At 66.8% G+C, this 14,125-nt stretch carries 14 protein-coding genes; 9 read left to right on the top strand and 5 right to left on the bottom strand.

The features are described from left to right. Nucleotides 1–2: 2 nt before the first annotated feature. From ACFO0J_RS06345 to ACFO0J_RS06335, 3 genes are read left to right on the top strand one after another with little or no spacing between them, the layout of a single operon-like run. Nucleotides 3–740 carry a hypothetical protein gene (locus ACFO0J_RS06345; RefSeq protein ID WP_376812210.1) on the top strand — a complete coding sequence of 246 codons (738 nt, stop codon included), beginning with the start codon at nucleotides 3–5 and terminating at the stop codon, nucleotides 738–740. Between the two features lie 7 nt (nucleotides 741–747). Next, the gene (locus ACFO0J_RS06340) at nucleotides 748–1,254 is read left to right on the top strand and encodes a hypothetical protein (RefSeq protein ID WP_376812209.1); all 507 of its coding nucleotides are present in this window, start codon (nucleotides 748–750) and stop codon (nucleotides 1,252–1,254) included. Between the two features lie 32 nt (nucleotides 1,255–1,286). After that, nucleotides 1,287–2,732 (top strand): VWA domain-containing protein, encoded by a 1,446-nt coding sequence (locus ACFO0J_RS06335; RefSeq protein ID WP_376812208.1) that lies wholly within the window; start codon nucleotides 1,287–1,289, stop codon nucleotides 2,730–2,732. Nucleotides 2,733–2,789: 57 nt separating this feature from the next. Here the strand turns inward: ACFO0J_RS06335 and ACFO0J_RS06330 are convergent, their stop codons facing one another. Genes ACFO0J_RS06330 through ACFO0J_RS06320 form a run of 3 tightly spaced genes read right to left on the bottom strand, consistent with a single transcriptional unit; the run spans nucleotide 2,790 to nucleotide 6,092 of the window. Next, nucleotides 2,790–3,701 (bottom strand): M48 family metalloprotease, encoded by a 912-nt coding sequence (locus tag ACFO0J_RS06330; RefSeq protein WP_376812207.1) that lies wholly within the window; start codon nucleotides 3,699–3,701, stop codon nucleotides 2,790–2,792. Further along, the gene (locus tag ACFO0J_RS06325) at nucleotides 3,698–4,219 is read right to left on the bottom strand and encodes an SH3 domain-containing protein (RefSeq protein WP_376812206.1); all 522 of its coding nucleotides are present in this window, start codon (nucleotides 4,217–4,219) and stop codon (nucleotides 3,698–3,700) included. The genes ACFO0J_RS06330 and ACFO0J_RS06325 overlap by 4 nt, the downstream gene beginning before the upstream one ends. Before the next feature lie 34 nt (nucleotides 4,220–4,253). Next, complete coding sequence (locus tag ACFO0J_RS06320; RefSeq protein WP_376812205.1) at nucleotides 4,254–6,092, bottom strand: CHASE2 domain-containing protein; 1,839 nt, start codon at nucleotides 6,090–6,092, stop codon at nucleotides 4,254–4,256. Between the two features lie 190 nt (nucleotides 6,093–6,282). Here ACFO0J_RS06320 and ACFO0J_RS06315 point away from each other — a divergent pair, with 190 nt between their 5' ends. The 3 genes from ACFO0J_RS06315 (at nucleotide 6,283) to ACFO0J_RS06305 (ending at nucleotide 8,806) form a co-directional block, all read left to right on the top strand. Next, on the top strand, nucleotides 6,283–7,086 hold the full coding sequence (locus tag ACFO0J_RS06315; protein WP_376812204.1) for a thiazole synthase: 804 nt from the start codon (nucleotides 6,283–6,285) through the stop codon (nucleotides 7,084–7,086). Between the two features lie 142 nt (nucleotides 7,087–7,228). Beyond that, nucleotides 7,229–8,053, top strand: coding sequence for a bifunctional hydroxymethylpyrimidine kinase/phosphomethylpyrimidine kinase (gene thiD, locus ACFO0J_RS06310; RefSeq protein WP_376812203.1), 825 nt, complete (start codon nucleotides 7,229–7,231; stop codon nucleotides 8,051–8,053). Between the two features lie 72 nt (nucleotides 8,054–8,125). Continuing rightward, complete coding sequence (locus ACFO0J_RS06305) at nucleotides 8,126–8,806, top strand: protein-L-isoaspartate O-methyltransferase family protein (RefSeq protein ID WP_376812202.1); 681 nt, start codon at nucleotides 8,126–8,128, stop codon at nucleotides 8,804–8,806. A 34-nt stretch (nucleotides 8,807–8,840) separates the two neighbouring features. Here the strand turns inward: ACFO0J_RS06305 and ACFO0J_RS06300 are convergent, their stop codons facing one another. Further along, nucleotides 8,841–10,568 carry a sigma-54 interaction domain-containing protein gene (locus ACFO0J_RS06300; protein ID WP_376812201.1) on the bottom strand — a complete coding sequence of 576 codons (1,728 nt, stop codon included), beginning with the start codon at nucleotides 10,566–10,568 and terminating at the stop codon, nucleotides 8,841–8,843. Beyond that, nucleotides 10,565–11,260 carry an HAD family hydrolase gene (locus ACFO0J_RS06295; RefSeq protein ID WP_376812200.1) on the bottom strand — a complete coding sequence of 232 codons (696 nt, stop codon included), beginning with the start codon at nucleotides 11,258–11,260 and terminating at the stop codon, nucleotides 10,565–10,567. The genes ACFO0J_RS06300 and ACFO0J_RS06295 overlap by 4 nt, the downstream gene beginning before the upstream one ends. A gap of 386 nt (nucleotides 11,261–11,646) precedes the next feature. On the opposite strand from ACFO0J_RS06295, the gene ACFO0J_RS06290 reads away from it, so the two are divergent. The 3 genes from ACFO0J_RS06290 to ACFO0J_RS06280 are packed head-to-tail and all read left to right on the top strand — an operon-like array spanning nucleotide 11,647 to nucleotide 14,103. After that, complete coding sequence (locus tag ACFO0J_RS06290; protein WP_376812199.1) at nucleotides 11,647–11,997, top strand: thioesterase family protein; 351 nt, start codon at nucleotides 11,647–11,649, stop codon at nucleotides 11,995–11,997. Nucleotides 11,998–12,019: 22 nt separating this feature from the next. Beyond that, entirely contained in the window at nucleotides 12,020–13,336 is a 1,317-nt protein-coding gene (locus tag ACFO0J_RS06285; RefSeq protein WP_376812198.1) for a phenylacetate--CoA ligase family protein, read from the top strand. Then, nucleotides 13,333–14,103 (top strand): enoyl-CoA hydratase/isomerase family protein, encoded by a 771-nt coding sequence (locus tag ACFO0J_RS06280; RefSeq protein ID WP_376812197.1) that lies wholly within the window; start codon nucleotides 13,333–13,335, stop codon nucleotides 14,101–14,103. Before ACFO0J_RS06285 ends, ACFO0J_RS06280 begins: the two co-directional genes overlap by 4 nt. Nucleotides 14,104–14,125 lie beyond the last annotated feature (22 nt).

The raw sequence follows: 14,125 nt of genomic DNA, 5'->3' as shown, positions 1-14,125 counted from the left end.
CCATGAACACCTGTTCGTCCACCGCATACTTCAATCGCTGGCTCTCGGGCCTCCTGATCGCGACGATGCTCGTCCTGAGCGGCTGCGCCAGCACCGGCAGCTCGCTGCTGAGCAAGGGCCCTGCGGCCGACCCGCGCCTGACGACGGGCGACGATGCGCAATTCTTCAGCAAGTCCGGCTTCCAGGCGTGCGCCGCCGCTGCAACGGTCGGCGTACTGGCCTGCATGATCTCGAATTCCAACAATAAAGCCACCTGCGCGATCGTCGCCGGGATCGCCGCATGCGGCGTCGCCATGGGCGCCAACTATTACCTGGACCAGCGCCGCAGCCAGTACGCCAACACGGGCGAACGCCTGGACGTCATGACCAGCGACGTCCAGGCCGACACCCAGAAAGTCATCGCGCGCACCGATACCGCCATGCAGGTCATCACCGAAAACAAAACCACCTTGTCCAAGATCCAGAAGGACATGAAGGCCCAGCAACTGGATCAGGAAAAAGCCAGGCAGGACCTGGCGCAGATCGACAAGAACATCGAAGTGATGAGCAAGGACGTCGACAATATGAAAAACAAGGTCGCGCAATACGAAGAAGTGGCTCAGGCCGAAAAAGCCAGCGGCAACGCCAAGCAGGTCAAGGGCGTTGACAGCGAAATCGCGAAAATGAAGAAACGGGTCGCCTTGCTGGAAACCGAGGTGGACGATCTCTACACGCAGCGCAGCGCCATCACCTTGGGGTAATCACGTCATGACCGTCCAACGATCCCTGATGATCCTGGCGCTGGCGGCCGGCCTGGCCGGCTGCGCCACGACGCCCGGCGAATGCGACCCGACGAACCGCGACGCGGGATTCCTAACGAAGCTCAGTTGCGATACGTCGGGGGCCTACCGCGCCGGCATCGACCAGAAGGAACAGGCGCTGGTCTCGGCCCAGGAAGAAAACCAGATGTTCCGCCAGGTCTACGAGGACATCGCCCAGCGCCAAGCCGCCAGCCAGCAGAAACTGTCCGAGCAGAAAAAGAAACAGGCGGCGCTGAATGCCTCCATGGGGCGCCTGCTCAAGCAACTGCAGGCCAGGCATGCCGATGACGCCCGGGTGCAAAACGAACTCAAGGATCTGCAGCAGGCGCTGAAGCAATCCCAGCAGTCCGGCACCAACGGCGGCAATGCAGCCGCCGTCGCCGCCAAACAGAAAGAGCTCGCGGCCCTGCAGCAGAAAGTCGCCACCCTGCAGAAAAGCCTGGGTTACCAGTAGCCCGTCGCCCGTAACCCGTAGCGGAGCCTTGCATGCAACGCGTGAGCCGTGACACGACCCCCGACCTGCCGATTGCCGAACACCAGCCGGCCATCGATCTCCTGCACCGGCTGCTGCCCCCCCATGAAAGCCGGCTGTTCGCCCTGCCCCGCGCAGGCGCGGACGGCCTGCGCGAATGGTGGACCCCCCTGGAAGGACAGCCGCAGCCTTACAGCAGTCTGGACGAAAAGTCGCAAGCCGCCTTGCTGGAGAAATACCAGGGCACGCTGAGAGACCTGCACACACTGGGCGACACTGCGCGTCAGCAAGGCCGGACGGACGAAGCGGGCCTGCTGGAAAATCTGCCCCGCACGCCGGACACCCGCCACCTGTACTCGCTCAACGGCACGCCGCTGATCACCCACTGGCATGCCGGATTGTCCGGGCTGCCGCCCCTCGTCGTCCCGCCGGCCGCCCCGGCCGCCGCCGCGGCACTGGCCGGTCCGCCCGCCCGGCGCTGGTGGCCCTGGCTGCTGGCGCTGCTGGCCTTGCTGGCGCTCCTGCTGGCCGCCTGGTGGTGGTGGACGCACCGCACACTCCCGGTCGCCGAGCCGCTCGATCCGCCGGCAGCCGCCCCCGTCGCACCGCCCCCGCCCGAACCGGTCGTCCCTCCGGCCCCCGAACCCGTCGCGCCGGTCGCCCCCGAGCCGGTGGCGCCTGAACCCGTCGCCCCTCAACCGGTCGCGCCCGAACCGCCGCCCCCGCCCGCTCCCAAACCGGCGCCCCCGAAACCGGCCCGGCCGGCGCCGGCCGGGCTGGTCTGCACGCCGCGGCCGGCGGATCAGCTGCCTCCCGAGCTGGTCGTCGTGTTCGACACGTCCGACTCCATGAACCTGAACATCACCACCAAGCCGGAAGACGAGGACTGGGTCTTCGGCCTGACCGACGCTCAGCGAAGCCGGCTGTCGGCGCAGGAGAAGGCGCGTATCCTGAACATGCTCAGGGCCCCCTCCCGCGAGGCCATCGCCAAGCAATCCCTGATCAATCTCGTCCAGCAACTGCCCAAGAGCCAGAGCATCAGCCTGGTGACCTTCAACAGTTGCCCGGCCACCCCCCGTCACGGTCCCTTTCCGGGCTCGCAACACGCCAAGCTCATCAATCTCATCCAGGGGCTGAAAAGCGAAGGCGGCACCCCGCTGGCCAAGAGCATCGAGGCCGCCGCCGCCATGGTCGACGGCAAAAACCGGGACGCCATCATCGTGGTCTTCCTGGACGGGGAAGACGGCTGCGGCGGCAACCAATGCGCCTCCGCCGCGCGCATTGCCAAGGCCAAGCCCAGGCTGAAATTCAATGTCGTCGATATCTCGGGACGCGGGCTGTCCGACTGCATCGCCAAATCGACGGGCGGCCGGGTCTACAGCAGCCAGAACACGGCCCGCATCGCCGAAGCCCTCAAGCAGTCCGTGTGGGAAGTCTCGGAAGGCGTGACCTGCAAATGAAACGGGCCGGCCGGGTCATCCCTGGCCGGCCCGCCGGATGCGCCGGTTGGAATCCCGCTACAGCCGCGCCTGGATCGCCTTGAAGCGTTGCACGTTCGTGGCGTCCGACGCGGCGGCGAACGTCACCAGCAGCGGCTCCAGCCTGGCGATCCGGTCCTTCGGGTCGGGGTGGGTTGCGAACAGCAACTGGAAACCGTCATCGCCCCGGGTATGCGCCGCATACAGATGCAACACGCTCATCAGGCCCGTGGGCTCGTAGCCGGCACGCGCCGCATAGAGCATCCCCAGACGATCCGCCTCGTACTCATCGGATTTGTCCAGCCCCTTGGCATAGAGATTGCGCACCAGATTGGCGGCCGCCTCGTCCAGGCGTTTGTCGCCGGTCCCGGCCTGCACGGCGCCGGCCATGATCTTGGAAAACCCGCCCGCCTTGATCGCCGCCAGATAATGGCCCTGGGTCACGTGGGCGATCTCGTGGCTGAGCACACCCGCCAGCTCGGCCTCGGACCCGAGCTTCTTGAACAGGCCCTTGGTAATGAACACATAGCCGCCCGGCGTCGCATAGGCGTTCACCGCCTCGCTATCGATGATGCCGAAGCGCCACGTCTTGATCATGGGCCGCCCCCGGCCATCGGTCGGCTGGGCGGTCTGCTGCACGACCCAGACGCCCACCTGATTGACGTAGCGCTGGGCGGCGGGGTTGCGCACCAGCGGCCGGGCGCCCAACAGCACAGAGGCGAAATCGGCGCCCAGCCGCTGCTGTTCTTCCGGTGTGTATTCCCGGAACAGATCGGTCGCACCGGCCACGGCGCTCTGCATCCCTGCGGTGACGCCGGCGCCGGCGCCGGCGGAGCCCGCCGCCGTGCTCAGCAACTGGTTGAACCCGCCGCCTTCGAGCGTCTTGCAGCCCGACACGAGCATCACGGCGCACAACGCCGCAAACACCGATTTTCGAAAGACACAGATCATGGTTTTGCCCCGCTGGTGTAGTCGAAGTCACGCGCCTGGAGATGGCCTTGCTGCGCAAAGGACCGTGCCTGCGCCGACGTCACCGCATAGCGATCCAGCCCTTGCACTTCTGCGGGCGCCGGCTGCGCCTGGGCCAGTTCTTCTTCGCTCAGGCCACGGGTGCCGGTCGTGGCCGTCGGGCTGTTGCTGGCGGCCGTGAACAGGGCGCCTAGAAATCCCAGTCCGCCGCCCGATTTGCCGGCGCCCTGCTTGCCTTGATCGACCGTCCGCAGATGCGCCAGCCGCACCCAGCCGGTCTGGTCGCCGGCCTGCGCCTTCAGCCAGCCGCCTTGCTGTTCCACGGCATCCAGCAGCGCGCCTTTTTGCAGGTGCTGAAGCGTCTTGGCGTTCAGGGCGGGCGCCGCCCGCAAATCGGTCTCGACCGCCACGGTATGCGTGGCCGCCTGGGCGACGGCCGTGAAACCCAGCAGCAGGCCGGCCAGGACCGCGCGGTGCACGCCCTGCATGCGTCTCGTCATCCATCCAAACATGAGGACTCCTTGAAAAGGTCCATCAACCCTCGGAACCGGTCCGGGGGACCGGCTCGAACAAATGCACTTCCTGCTCTCTGCCCCTGATCTTGAAGCAGCCATGATCGGTGAACTCGAAATCCGCCGCGCACTGCCGGCGGGTCGCCTCCGAGACCAGGATGCGGGCAACCCCTTTAGTGGTCCCTTCGATCCGGCTAGCCAGATTGACGGTATCCCCGATGGCCGTGTAATCGAGCCGCTGCCGCATCCCCAGAAACCCGACGACGGCAGGCCCCGTATGGATGCCGATGCCGATCTCGAGCGCAATCTCCACCCCCTCGCCCTTCAACTGCGCGACAAAGCCCCGCAGCGCCTGGAGCATGTCCAGGGCGGCGGCGACCGCCAGCCCGGCATGATTCGCCTGGGGGATCGGAGCCCCCCAGAACGCCATGATGCCGTCGCCCATGAATTTATCCAGCGTGCCCTGATGCCGGAAAATCGCCCCCACCTGGGTCTCGAAGTACCGGTTCAGCAAGGCCACGACGTCTTCCGGCGCCCGGTATTCGGACAAGTGCGTGAATCCCCGGATATCGGAAAACAGGACGGTCACCTCTCGTTCGACGGTGTCGCTGGCGGCCACCCCCTGATGCGAGGCCACCAGGTGATCGACGACACGGGCATCGACAAAGCGCGCGAACATCGCCTGCACGCGATGCCGATGGGCCAGTTCGAGACGCGCCGACAGCAGCCCGAACGCCAGCAAGGCCAGCGCCGTCATGGCCAGCACGGAAAGCGGCATCCAGTACCAGTTGGTGCGCAGGGCGCCGGCCGCCACGGCCAGCAAGAGCAGCGCCACGCCCAGAAAGCCCGTCACGATCCACACCGGCGAAACCCGCCGCCAGAACAGGAACGCACAGCCGACGATCAGCCCGGCCGCCAGCCAGGGACTGATCCACCCCGGCGCATCGCGCAGCCAGCTGCGGTCCTGCAGATTGGCCAGCCCGGTCTGCAGCACATACGGCCCCGGCGTCGTGGCGCCCTGAGGCGTGGCCAGGAAATCCAGCAGGCCGCTGGCCGTCGCGCCGATGACGATGATCTTGCCTTCCGGATCGAAAGGCAGGGATGCGCCCTCGGTCTGGCTGGCCAGGTAGACCTGGGCGTACGGGATCCGCTGGAAATCGCGGCCGTACCAATGCAAGCGGAAGGCCGATGTCCGGGGCTGCGGCAGTTGCAGGGCCTCGGCGACCCGGCCCACCATATGCGGAATCCACCAACCCCGGACCTCCCGCCCAAGCTCGATCCGTCGGCCGATGCCATCCGTGTCCGCGACGAAATTGATGTACCCGGTGCGCCACCGCTCCGGCGGCAGCGCCGTGGGCGCATCGATGCCATAGCGGGCGTCGGGGTCGGCCTGCGCCATGCGGCGGATGCCCATGATGGGCGGCGCCAGCGCCAGAGGAGGCGGCTGGCCGGCGTCGGGCATCAGGATCATGGGCACGAATGCCCGCTCGAAATCCATGGCCTGCGCCAGCGCCTCGTCGTTGTACGGTTCGAGGCGGTCAGGCGGCGACAGGATCAGATCCACCACGATCGCCCGAGGGCCCCTGCGGGCCAGCGCGGTGATCAATTCGGCATGGACGGCCCTCGGCCAGGCCCAGGCGCCGGCCAATGCCAGCATCCGGTCGTCGTTCAGCGAACCCTGGTCGATGTCGATCAGCACGATGTCATCGGGAGGCAGTCGATGCCGGGCATCCCAGCGCAGCAGGGCGTCCCCCAACTGGCGATCCAGAGGATCCAGGGCGCGCCACTGGGCGAGCAACAGGAAGGTCAGCGCCAGCAACACCACGGCCAGCCCCGAAAAAAGTGTTTTCCGGCGCCACATGATTCAGGCTGCCTCTCTCCATAAGATATGTTTTCTTACGTTTGACTCAGTTTATACGATAGGGGCATATTTTTTTACAATGTTTTCCGCCATGACGGGTTTTACAAAACGCAGGTCCGCAAATGGATTATCCTTGCAGGAGGCTGCCGTCCCCGGCGGCCGTTTCGCATCTTCGTTCGCCCACGCCACCATGACCGCCCCAGACACCCTCACCATCGCCGACCGCGTCTTCCAGTCCCGCCTGCTGGTCGGCACCGGCAAATACCGCGATTTCGACCAGACCCGCGAGGCCATCGAGGCCAGCGGCACGGAAATCGTCACCGTCGCCATCCGCCGCACCAACATCGGCCAGAATCCGGGGGAACCCAATCTGCTGGATTTCCTGTCGCCGGACCGCTACACCATCCTGCCCAACACGGCCGGCTGCTACACCGCCGACGATGCCGTGCGGACGCTGCGGCTGGCGCGCGAGCTGCTGGACGGCCACAATCTGGTCAAACTCGAAGTCCTGGGCGACGCCGGCAATCTGTTCCCCAACATGCCGGAAACCCTGGCCGCCGCGCGCACGCTGGTGGACGACGGCTTCCAGGTCATGGTGTATTGCAGCGACGATCCGATCCAGTGCCGCATGCTGGAAGACATCGGCGTGTCGGCGGTGATGCCGCTGGCCTCGCTGATCGGCTCGGGCATGGGCATCGTCAACCCCTGGAACCTGCGCCTGATCATCGACCAGTCCCGCGTCCCCGTCCTGGTGGACGCCGGCGTGGGCACGGCCTCGGATGCCGCCATCGCCATGGAACTGGGCTGCGACGCGATCCTGATGAACACCGCCATCGCCGGCGCGCGCGACCCGATCCGGATGGCGCGCGCCATGCGCCTGGGCGTGGAAGCCGGGCGCGAGGCCTACCTGGCCGGCCGCATCAAGCGCAAATACTACGACGCCGATCCCAGCTCGCCGACCGAAGGCCTGCTGCCCTCGACCCGAGCGGCCTGACCCCTCCGCTCTCCCGCTCGCCGGGGCGCGCCGCTCCGGCGTTTTTTTACCGCCGGGCCGTCCCAAGGCCCGCCCCCATTGGATGGGGGCAGCAAGCCGAAGGCGCAGCGTGGGGGCCTTTCTTATCCGCACGGAGCCTGCGATGATCCCCAATACTCTGTCGATTGCCGGCGTGGACCCCTCGGGCGGGGCCGGCATCCTGGCCGACGTCAAGACCATGAGCGCGCTGGGCGCCTACGGCATGGCCGTGATCGCCGCGCTGACCGCGCAGAATACGCAGGCCGTCACCGGCATTGCCCCGGTGCCGCCGGAATTCGTCGCCGCCCAGATCGACACGCTGTTTGCCGACGTGCGCGTGGACGCCGTGAAGATCGGCATGCTGGGCCAGGCCGGCGTGACCCGCATCGTGGCGGACCGGCTGGCGCACTGGAAGCCGGCGCACCTGGTGCTGGACCCCGTGATGGTGGCCAAGAGCGGCGACCACCTGCTGGAACGCCAGGCGGTCGAAGCCCTGCGCGAGGGCCTGATCCCGCTGTCCACCGTCATCACCCCCAACCTGCCGGAGGCCGGCGTGCTGCTGGGCCAGAGCCCGGTCGACAACCTGAAGGACATGCGCCGCGTGGCCGAGCGCCTGCGCCGGCTGCTGGCCGATGACGGCGAGCGCTGGGTCTTCCTGAAGGGCGGCCACCTGCCCGGCGACGACACCATCGACTTGCTGCACGACGGCGACCGGCTGATCGAGCTGCCCGGCCGGCGCATCGCCACGCCCAACACGCACGGCACCGGCTGCACGCTGTCGGCGGCGATGGCCGCCCTGCTGCCGCGCACCCAGGACGTGCCCGAGGCCGCCCGCCACGCCAAGGCCTGGCTGGAACGCGCCATCGCCGCCTCCGGTCAGCTCCAGGTCGGCTCGGGCCACGGGCCGGTGCACCATTTCCACGCCCTGTGGCCGGCCGCGCAATCCTGATCCCGCGCAAACGCGCCGGACGGACCGCTGGCCTATAATCGGACTCGAATCAACTCAGGTATCCCACGCGACATGAACGTCAACGACATCGCCGACGCCGATCGTGCCCGCTTCAACATGGTCGAACAGCAGATCCGCCCCTGGAACGTCCAGGATGAACGGGTGCTGCAGGCCGTCTTCGACATCCCCCGAGAACGCTTCGTCCCGCCGCAGGTGCGCGCCCTGGCCTTCGCGGACACGGAACTGCCGCTGGTGATCGACGGCGTCGACACCCGCGAGACCATGCTGTCCCCCAAGGTCGAGGCCAAGCTGGCCGAAGAACTGCTGCTCCAGCCCACGGACTGCGTGCTGGAAATCGGCACCGGCTCGGGCTACCAGGCCGCTTTGCTGTCGCGGCTGTGCCAGCAGGTCACCAGCATCGAACTCGAAAGCCGCCTGTCGGCCTTCGCCCAGGCCAATCTCGCGCGCAACCAGATCGCCAACGTGACCCTGGAAACGGGCGACGCGCATGCGGGTTGGGGCACGGCCGAATTCGACGCCATCCTGATCACCGGCTCCGTGCCCTCGGTGCCCGACGCGCTGAAATACCAGTTGGCCGTGGGCGGCCGCCTAGTGGCCATCGTCGGCCACAGCCCGATCATGACGGTGTGCCGCATCACGCGCACCAGCGCCGCGAACTTCGACACCGCGTACCTGTTCGACACCTACGTGAAGCCCCTGCGCGGCACGGCGCGCTCGCGCTTCAAGTTCTAAGCATTCCGCCGCGCCGACCCCGTCGGCGCCGCGCTCAATACGGCCTGCCCCGGTCCGCCGGGAGCAGGCCGTATTGCTTCATCTTCTTGTACAGGGTCGGCCGGGAGATGCCCAGCACTTTCGCGGCCTGCGAAACGTTGAAATCACAGTGTCCGACGGCCCTGCCGATGGCCATGCGCTCGACCGCCTCAAGGCTCATGGACGGACCCGCCTCCGGTGCGGTATCAGCGACCGGCGCAGAGCCGTCGAACCAATCGTCCGGAAACGCCTCGATCACGTCGGCTTCGATCAGGCTGATGCCGCGCTCGATCAGGTTCTGCAGTTGCCTGACGTTGCCGGGCCAGTGGTACGACCGCAGTTGCGCCATGGCGTGCGAAGCCAGCGTCACGCCGGGCCGGTTCCACTGCCGGCACAGCCGGGACACCATGCCCTCGGCCAGCAGCGCGATGTCCTCCAGGCGCTGGCGCAGCGGCGGCAAATCAAGGCGCAGGACGTTGAGCCGGTAGTACAGGTCCTCGCGAAAGCGCCGGTCCTCCACGAGATCCAGCAAATTCCGGTTGGACGCGGCAATGATGCGCACGTCGATGTCGGCGCTCGCATCCGCGCCGATCCGGGTCACCTGCCGCTCTTGCAGAACCCGCAGCAGCTTGACCTGGACATCCAGCGGAATCTCCGAAATTTCATCCAGGAAGATCGTGCCTCCGGTCGCCAGCTCGAAGCGGCCCGGCCGCCCCGCCTTGTGCGCGCCGGTGAAGCTGCCCGGCATGTAGCCGAACAGCTCGCTCTCGATCAAGTCGCGAGGCAGCGCGGCGCAATTCACTGCGACAAAGGGTCCTCTGCTGCGACGGCTGCCGTTGTGGATGGCCTGGGCGAACACCTCCTTGCCGGTCCCGCTTTCACCATACAACAGCACGCTCGATTCGGAAGCCGCGACCCGCCGCGCCGTGGCCAGGGTCGTCTCCATGGCCGGGGAGCGGCCGACGATATCCGCGAAACGGTAGCGGGCGAAGTCCCCGGCAATCCGGATGGACAGATTCCGGGCGCGCGACATCTCATGGAAAGTATTGACGATCGACACGATCTTGCCGTGCTCATCGAAGACCGGCACCGCGGTATCGACCAGGTGGGCATTCACCTTGGAGGACTGAATCCGCAGTTCCCGGTCGACATAGCCCGTGCCCGTCTCCAGGATGGCGGTGATGTGCGGATCGAAGTCGATCACCTCGCTGAACGGCTTGCCGATGCTCGAACCCGCATCGACGCCCAGAATCCGGGCCGCCGGGGCATTCATGAAACGCAGGGTGCCCACGTCGTCGATGACGATCAGGCCGTCGGAAATATGGTTGATGATGGCGGCCTGTTCCGACACCATCTTTTCGAATGCCCGTGACTTCAATGCCAGTGCGGCCCACTGCCCGCACAGCGCAGCGCCGAGCCGGGCGAAGCGGATCAGTTCCGGCGCCTCCGGCGCGGGATCAAGACCCAGGCAGAAGACGGCCGGACCGTCTCCGGCCGGCATCGCCACCAGGGCGCAGGCGCCGGCCTCGGACCCGGCCGCCACCCGCCCTGCGCCCAGGTCTGCTGCACACCCCTCAAGGACCAGGCGATCGGGCAGCAGCGCATCGCCCGCAGCAGCGCGTACGACCGCGTCCGATCCCAGAAGCGCGACACCGATCCTGGCGAACGGACCGAGGGCAGCCAGCGCATCGCGCACCCGGCCCAATACCTCGACCCACGCATCCCGGACCGGATCGGCGCTCATCCGGTCGCCGATCCCGGCAGCAGGCCGACGAGCGGCGACAGATCGGAAAATTCAAACTTCGGGGCGGGCGTGAACCGACCCAGCGGTTCGCCCCCGCGATTGATCCAGGCCACGTCCATGCCCATCGGCATGGCGCCTTCCAGATCGGCGAACTGGGCCAGGGACACGTGCAGGATCTCGCCCGGCTCCAGGGCCAGCCGCTCGATGGCGGCCTTGAAAATGAGGGCCGAGGGCTTGAACGCCCGGACATCCTCTGCAGTCAGCGTCAGCGCAAACAGGGACCGGAAGGGATTGGCGTCGAAAAACCGCCGGTCCATATTGGTGATCGGCATCAGGCGATAGCGCTCACCCAGGAAGCGGATGACATCCGGCGCCTCGGGATGCGGTTGCGCGTGCCGTGTCATGTCGGCCACAAAGGTTTCCGCCAGCGACGGCCAATCCCCTGCGGGCGCCTGCGCCGCAAAAACCTGCCGCAGACCAAAAGCAGCCCATTCCACGTACGGCCTCCAGCGGTCCGAGCGATAGCCCCGGACAGTCGCCTCGTCCCACTGCTGGTAGTAGGCCGCCGCGCGCGACGGATCGGCGCCCAGCCGGGCCGCGACGGCTTCCATGGCGGCTACGCCGCTGGTCTCGACATCCACCAGCGTGCCCCAAAAATCGAACGTGATGGCCTTGTACTGTGATGTATCCATTCCGCAGTCTCCTTTGCGCCTGTGAGGCCCCTCATCACGGGGGTTCATCATCAAGACAAAGCAAGATCCATGCCACGACCCGAGGCGCCCGCCCTCTGGCGGGCAGCGCTGCGCACAGCCGCCCGGACACGTCTTTCGATCCGTTCAAAAATCTTACATGTAAAGATTTTTGACGTCAATTAAATGAACACTGCCCGGGTGACGCCTGATGTGCAACGTGCGTCCAGACCCAGGAAACCCCTCTGGGCTGCGCCCTGCCGGCACGCTATCGGCGCTGTTGGCACGGCATTTGCTACGTGCATTGCAGGACAGCACACTGAAAAAGGCACCACATGCACTTGCAACCCGAAGCCCGTCACACGCGCCAGGTTCGCGTCGAAACACACATGACGGCCCGCTCCGTTTCGGACGTGGCGGGAGAACACTACCCCTCGGTCCTGGGCACGCCCTTCCTGGTCGCAGAACTGGAAAGGACGGCCGCAGCCCTGCTCCAGGACGATCTCGCACCGGGAGAAGCCTCTGTCGGCGTGGACGTCCAGATCCGCCACCTGGCGCCGACCTCCGTGGGAGACACCCTGAACTGCCAGGCGCGCTACAGCGGGCGCGAGGACAAGCTGTTCTGGTTCGACGTCACGGCCAGCGACTCCGGCGGCCTCGTGGCCAAGGGACGGCACAGCCGGGCCATCGTCCCGCTGGCCGACATCGAAACAAAAGCGGCCGCGCGCCGTGCCCCGTAAACACCCATACCGGAGAACGAACATGGCGGCGTCCATGCTGCATCCTGAATTCGAAACCCTGTCCGCCACCGCCATCGACGCGCTCCAGTGGGAACGTTGGCGGACGCAGTGGGACTACGTCCGGCTGAACTCGGTGTTCTACCGCCAGAAATTCGGACCGCTGGCGGACCGCTCCATCGGACTGGACACCTTGTCCGACCTGCCCTTCACAGGCAAGGAAGAACTGCGGCACAGCCAGGAGGCGAACTACCCCTTTGGCGACTACCTGGCCAGTTCGCAGGAACGGGTGGTCCGCATCCACCGCACGTCCGGCACCACCGGCAAGCCGCTGCAACTGGCCAACAGCCGGCGGGATGCGGAACTGATCGCCCTGGTCGGCGGCCGCGCCCAATACGCGGCCGGGCTCCGGCCCACGGACCGCGTCGTCCACTGCCTGAACTACTGCCAATGGACCGGCGGCGTCACCGACCACATGACGCTGGAAGCCGCAGGCGCCGCCGTCGTGCCCTTTGGCGTGGGCAATACCCGGCTGCTGCTGGACACCATCCGCAGCCTGTCCATCACAGCCATTTCCTGCACGCCGTCCTACCCCGCGCTGCTGGAAAAAATCCTCCGCGAGGACGGCGTAGACCCGCGCAGCCTGGGCCTGAGGCTGGGCCTGTTCGGCGGCGAGGCCGGCCTGGACAACCCCGAGTTCCGCCGCCCGATGGAAGAAACCTGGGGATACGGCGTGCGCAACGCCAACTACGGGATGTCCGAAGTCCTGAGCAACTTCGCCAGCCAGTGCGAGCACGGCACCGACCTGCACTTCCATGGCGCGGACGCACTGTTCGTCGAAATCATCGACCAGGATGGAACGGCGCAGCCCATCGCCGAAGGCACGACCGGCGAGCTGGTGTGTACCCATCTGGCCAAGGAATGCCAGCCGCTGGTTCGATTCAGGACCCGTGACGTGATCACCGTCACCGGCACCGGTCCATGCGGGTGCGGCCGCGCCAGCTGGCGTTTCAGGGTGACGGGACGCACCGACGACATGTTCAACGTACGGGGCATCAATATTTTCCCCTCCTCCGTCCAGCAGGCGATTCTCGGCAAGCGGCACCTGTCCACGGGCCAGTTCCGGATCGTGCTGGCGGGCAACGGCCCCTGGGACCGGATCACCGTCACGGCGGAAGCCGCCCATGGCCTGGAGGCCCACGCCTACGCGGCAGCGCAGGCCGAACTGAACGAGGCGATCCGCAAGAACACGGGCGCCACCGCCGCCGTCACGCTGGTACCGCCGGACAGCCTGCCGCGCACGGACGGCAAGACGGCGCTCATCGAAAGGAGCCACAAATGACCACCGCTTTCTACGAAGCCGAGGGGGAAATCGGCCATGTCGTCCTGAACCGGCCCGACCGGCTGAACGCCATCAACGGCGCCCTGCTCGCGGACCTCGACCGGGCTTTCGCAACGGCCAACGCGGATCCGCAGACCCGGGCGATCATCTTCCGGGGCAACGGCAGGGCGTTCTGTTCGGGTGATGACCTGAAGGAATTCGACATCCAGAGCCAGAACGCCGACACCATCCAGCGGCACATCCACGCCATCCAGGAGATCACACACCGGATCATGCGCTCCGACAAGCCCGTCGTCGGCGCAGTCCAGGGCTACGCGGTGGGCGGCGGATTCGAATGGATGCTCAACTGCGACCTGGTGGTCGCGGCCGACGACCTCGTTGCTTTCTTCCCGGAGACGGAGTGGGGCCACTTCGTGACCGGCGGCGTCACGCACCTGCTGCCCCGGGCCATCGGCCATCTGCGGGCCATGGAACTCCTGATGCTGGGCGAGCGGCAGACCGCCGACGCGCTGCACCGGATGGGGCTTCTGAACCGCGTCGTGGCCGGTCCGGATCTGCTGGACACGGCGCGCGGCCTGGCGGCGGCGATCTGCCGCAAGTCGGCATTCTCGATTTCGAGGCTCAAGCGGACCCTGCATCAGGACCTGGGGTCGGAGTTGTGGCGGGCCCTGGACATCGAAGAACGCATCACCCTCGAAGCATTCGCCAACCCGGAGGCGGATGCGCGAGTCCAGAAGTTTCTCGACACGAAAAAACCGCGCGCCTGAGCACCGCCGCATCCACCCAAGG

Origin of the sequence: Castellaniella hirudinis (assembly GCF_042651965.1) — a bacterium.
GTDB classification, from domain to species: domain Bacteria; phylum Pseudomonadota; class Gammaproteobacteria; order Burkholderiales; family Burkholderiaceae_B; genus Castellaniella; species Castellaniella hirudinis.
This window is presented reverse-complemented; position numbering and strand designations above follow the sequence as displayed.

What these genes read in the sequence shown, in the direction of transcription:
- ACFO0J_RS06345 (WP_376812210.1), top strand. Translation starts at nt 3, where the DNA reads ATGAACACCTGTTCGTCCACCGCATACTTCAATCGCTGGCTCTCGGGC.
- ACFO0J_RS06340 (WP_376812209.1), top strand. Translation starts at nt 748, where the DNA reads ATGACCGTCCAACGATCCCTGATGATCCTGGCGCTGGCGGCCGGCCTG.
- ACFO0J_RS06335 (WP_376812208.1), top strand. Translation starts at nt 1,287, where the DNA reads ATGCAACGCGTGAGCCGTGACACGACCCCCGACCTGCCGATTGCCGAA.
- ACFO0J_RS06330 (WP_376812207.1), bottom strand. Translation starts at nt 3,701, where the DNA reads ATGATCTGTGTCTTTCGAAAATCGGTGTTTGCGGCGTTGTGCGCCGTG.
- ACFO0J_RS06325 (WP_376812206.1), bottom strand. Translation starts at nt 4,219, where the DNA reads ATGACGAGACGCATGCAGGGCGTGCACCGCGCGGTCCTGGCCGGCCTG.
- ACFO0J_RS06320 (WP_376812205.1), bottom strand. Translation starts at nt 6,092, where the DNA reads ATGTGGCGCCGGAAAACACTTTTTTCGGGGCTGGCCGTGGTGTTGCTG.
- ACFO0J_RS06315 (WP_376812204.1), top strand. Translation starts at nt 6,283, where the DNA reads ATGACCGCCCCAGACACCCTCACCATCGCCGACCGCGTCTTCCAGTCC.
- thiD (WP_376812203.1), top strand. Translation starts at nt 7,229, where the DNA reads ATGATCCCCAATACTCTGTCGATTGCCGGCGTGGACCCCTCGGGCGGG.
- ACFO0J_RS06305 (WP_376812202.1), top strand. Translation starts at nt 8,126, where the DNA reads ATGAACGTCAACGACATCGCCGACGCCGATCGTGCCCGCTTCAACATG.
- ACFO0J_RS06300 (WP_376812201.1), bottom strand. Translation starts at nt 10,568, where the DNA reads ATGAGCGCCGATCCGGTCCGGGATGCGTGGGTCGAGGTATTGGGCCGG.
- ACFO0J_RS06295 (WP_376812200.1), bottom strand. Translation starts at nt 11,260, where the DNA reads ATGGATACATCACAGTACAAGGCCATCACGTTCGATTTTTGGGGCACG.
- ACFO0J_RS06290 (WP_376812199.1), top strand. Translation starts at nt 11,647, where the DNA reads ATGACGGCCCGCTCCGTTTCGGACGTGGCGGGAGAACACTACCCCTCG.
- ACFO0J_RS06285 (WP_376812198.1), top strand. Translation starts at nt 12,020, where the DNA reads ATGGCGGCGTCCATGCTGCATCCTGAATTCGAAACCCTGTCCGCCACC.
- ACFO0J_RS06280 (WP_376812197.1), top strand. Translation starts at nt 13,333, where the DNA reads ATGACCACCGCTTTCTACGAAGCCGAGGGGGAAATCGGCCATGTCGTC.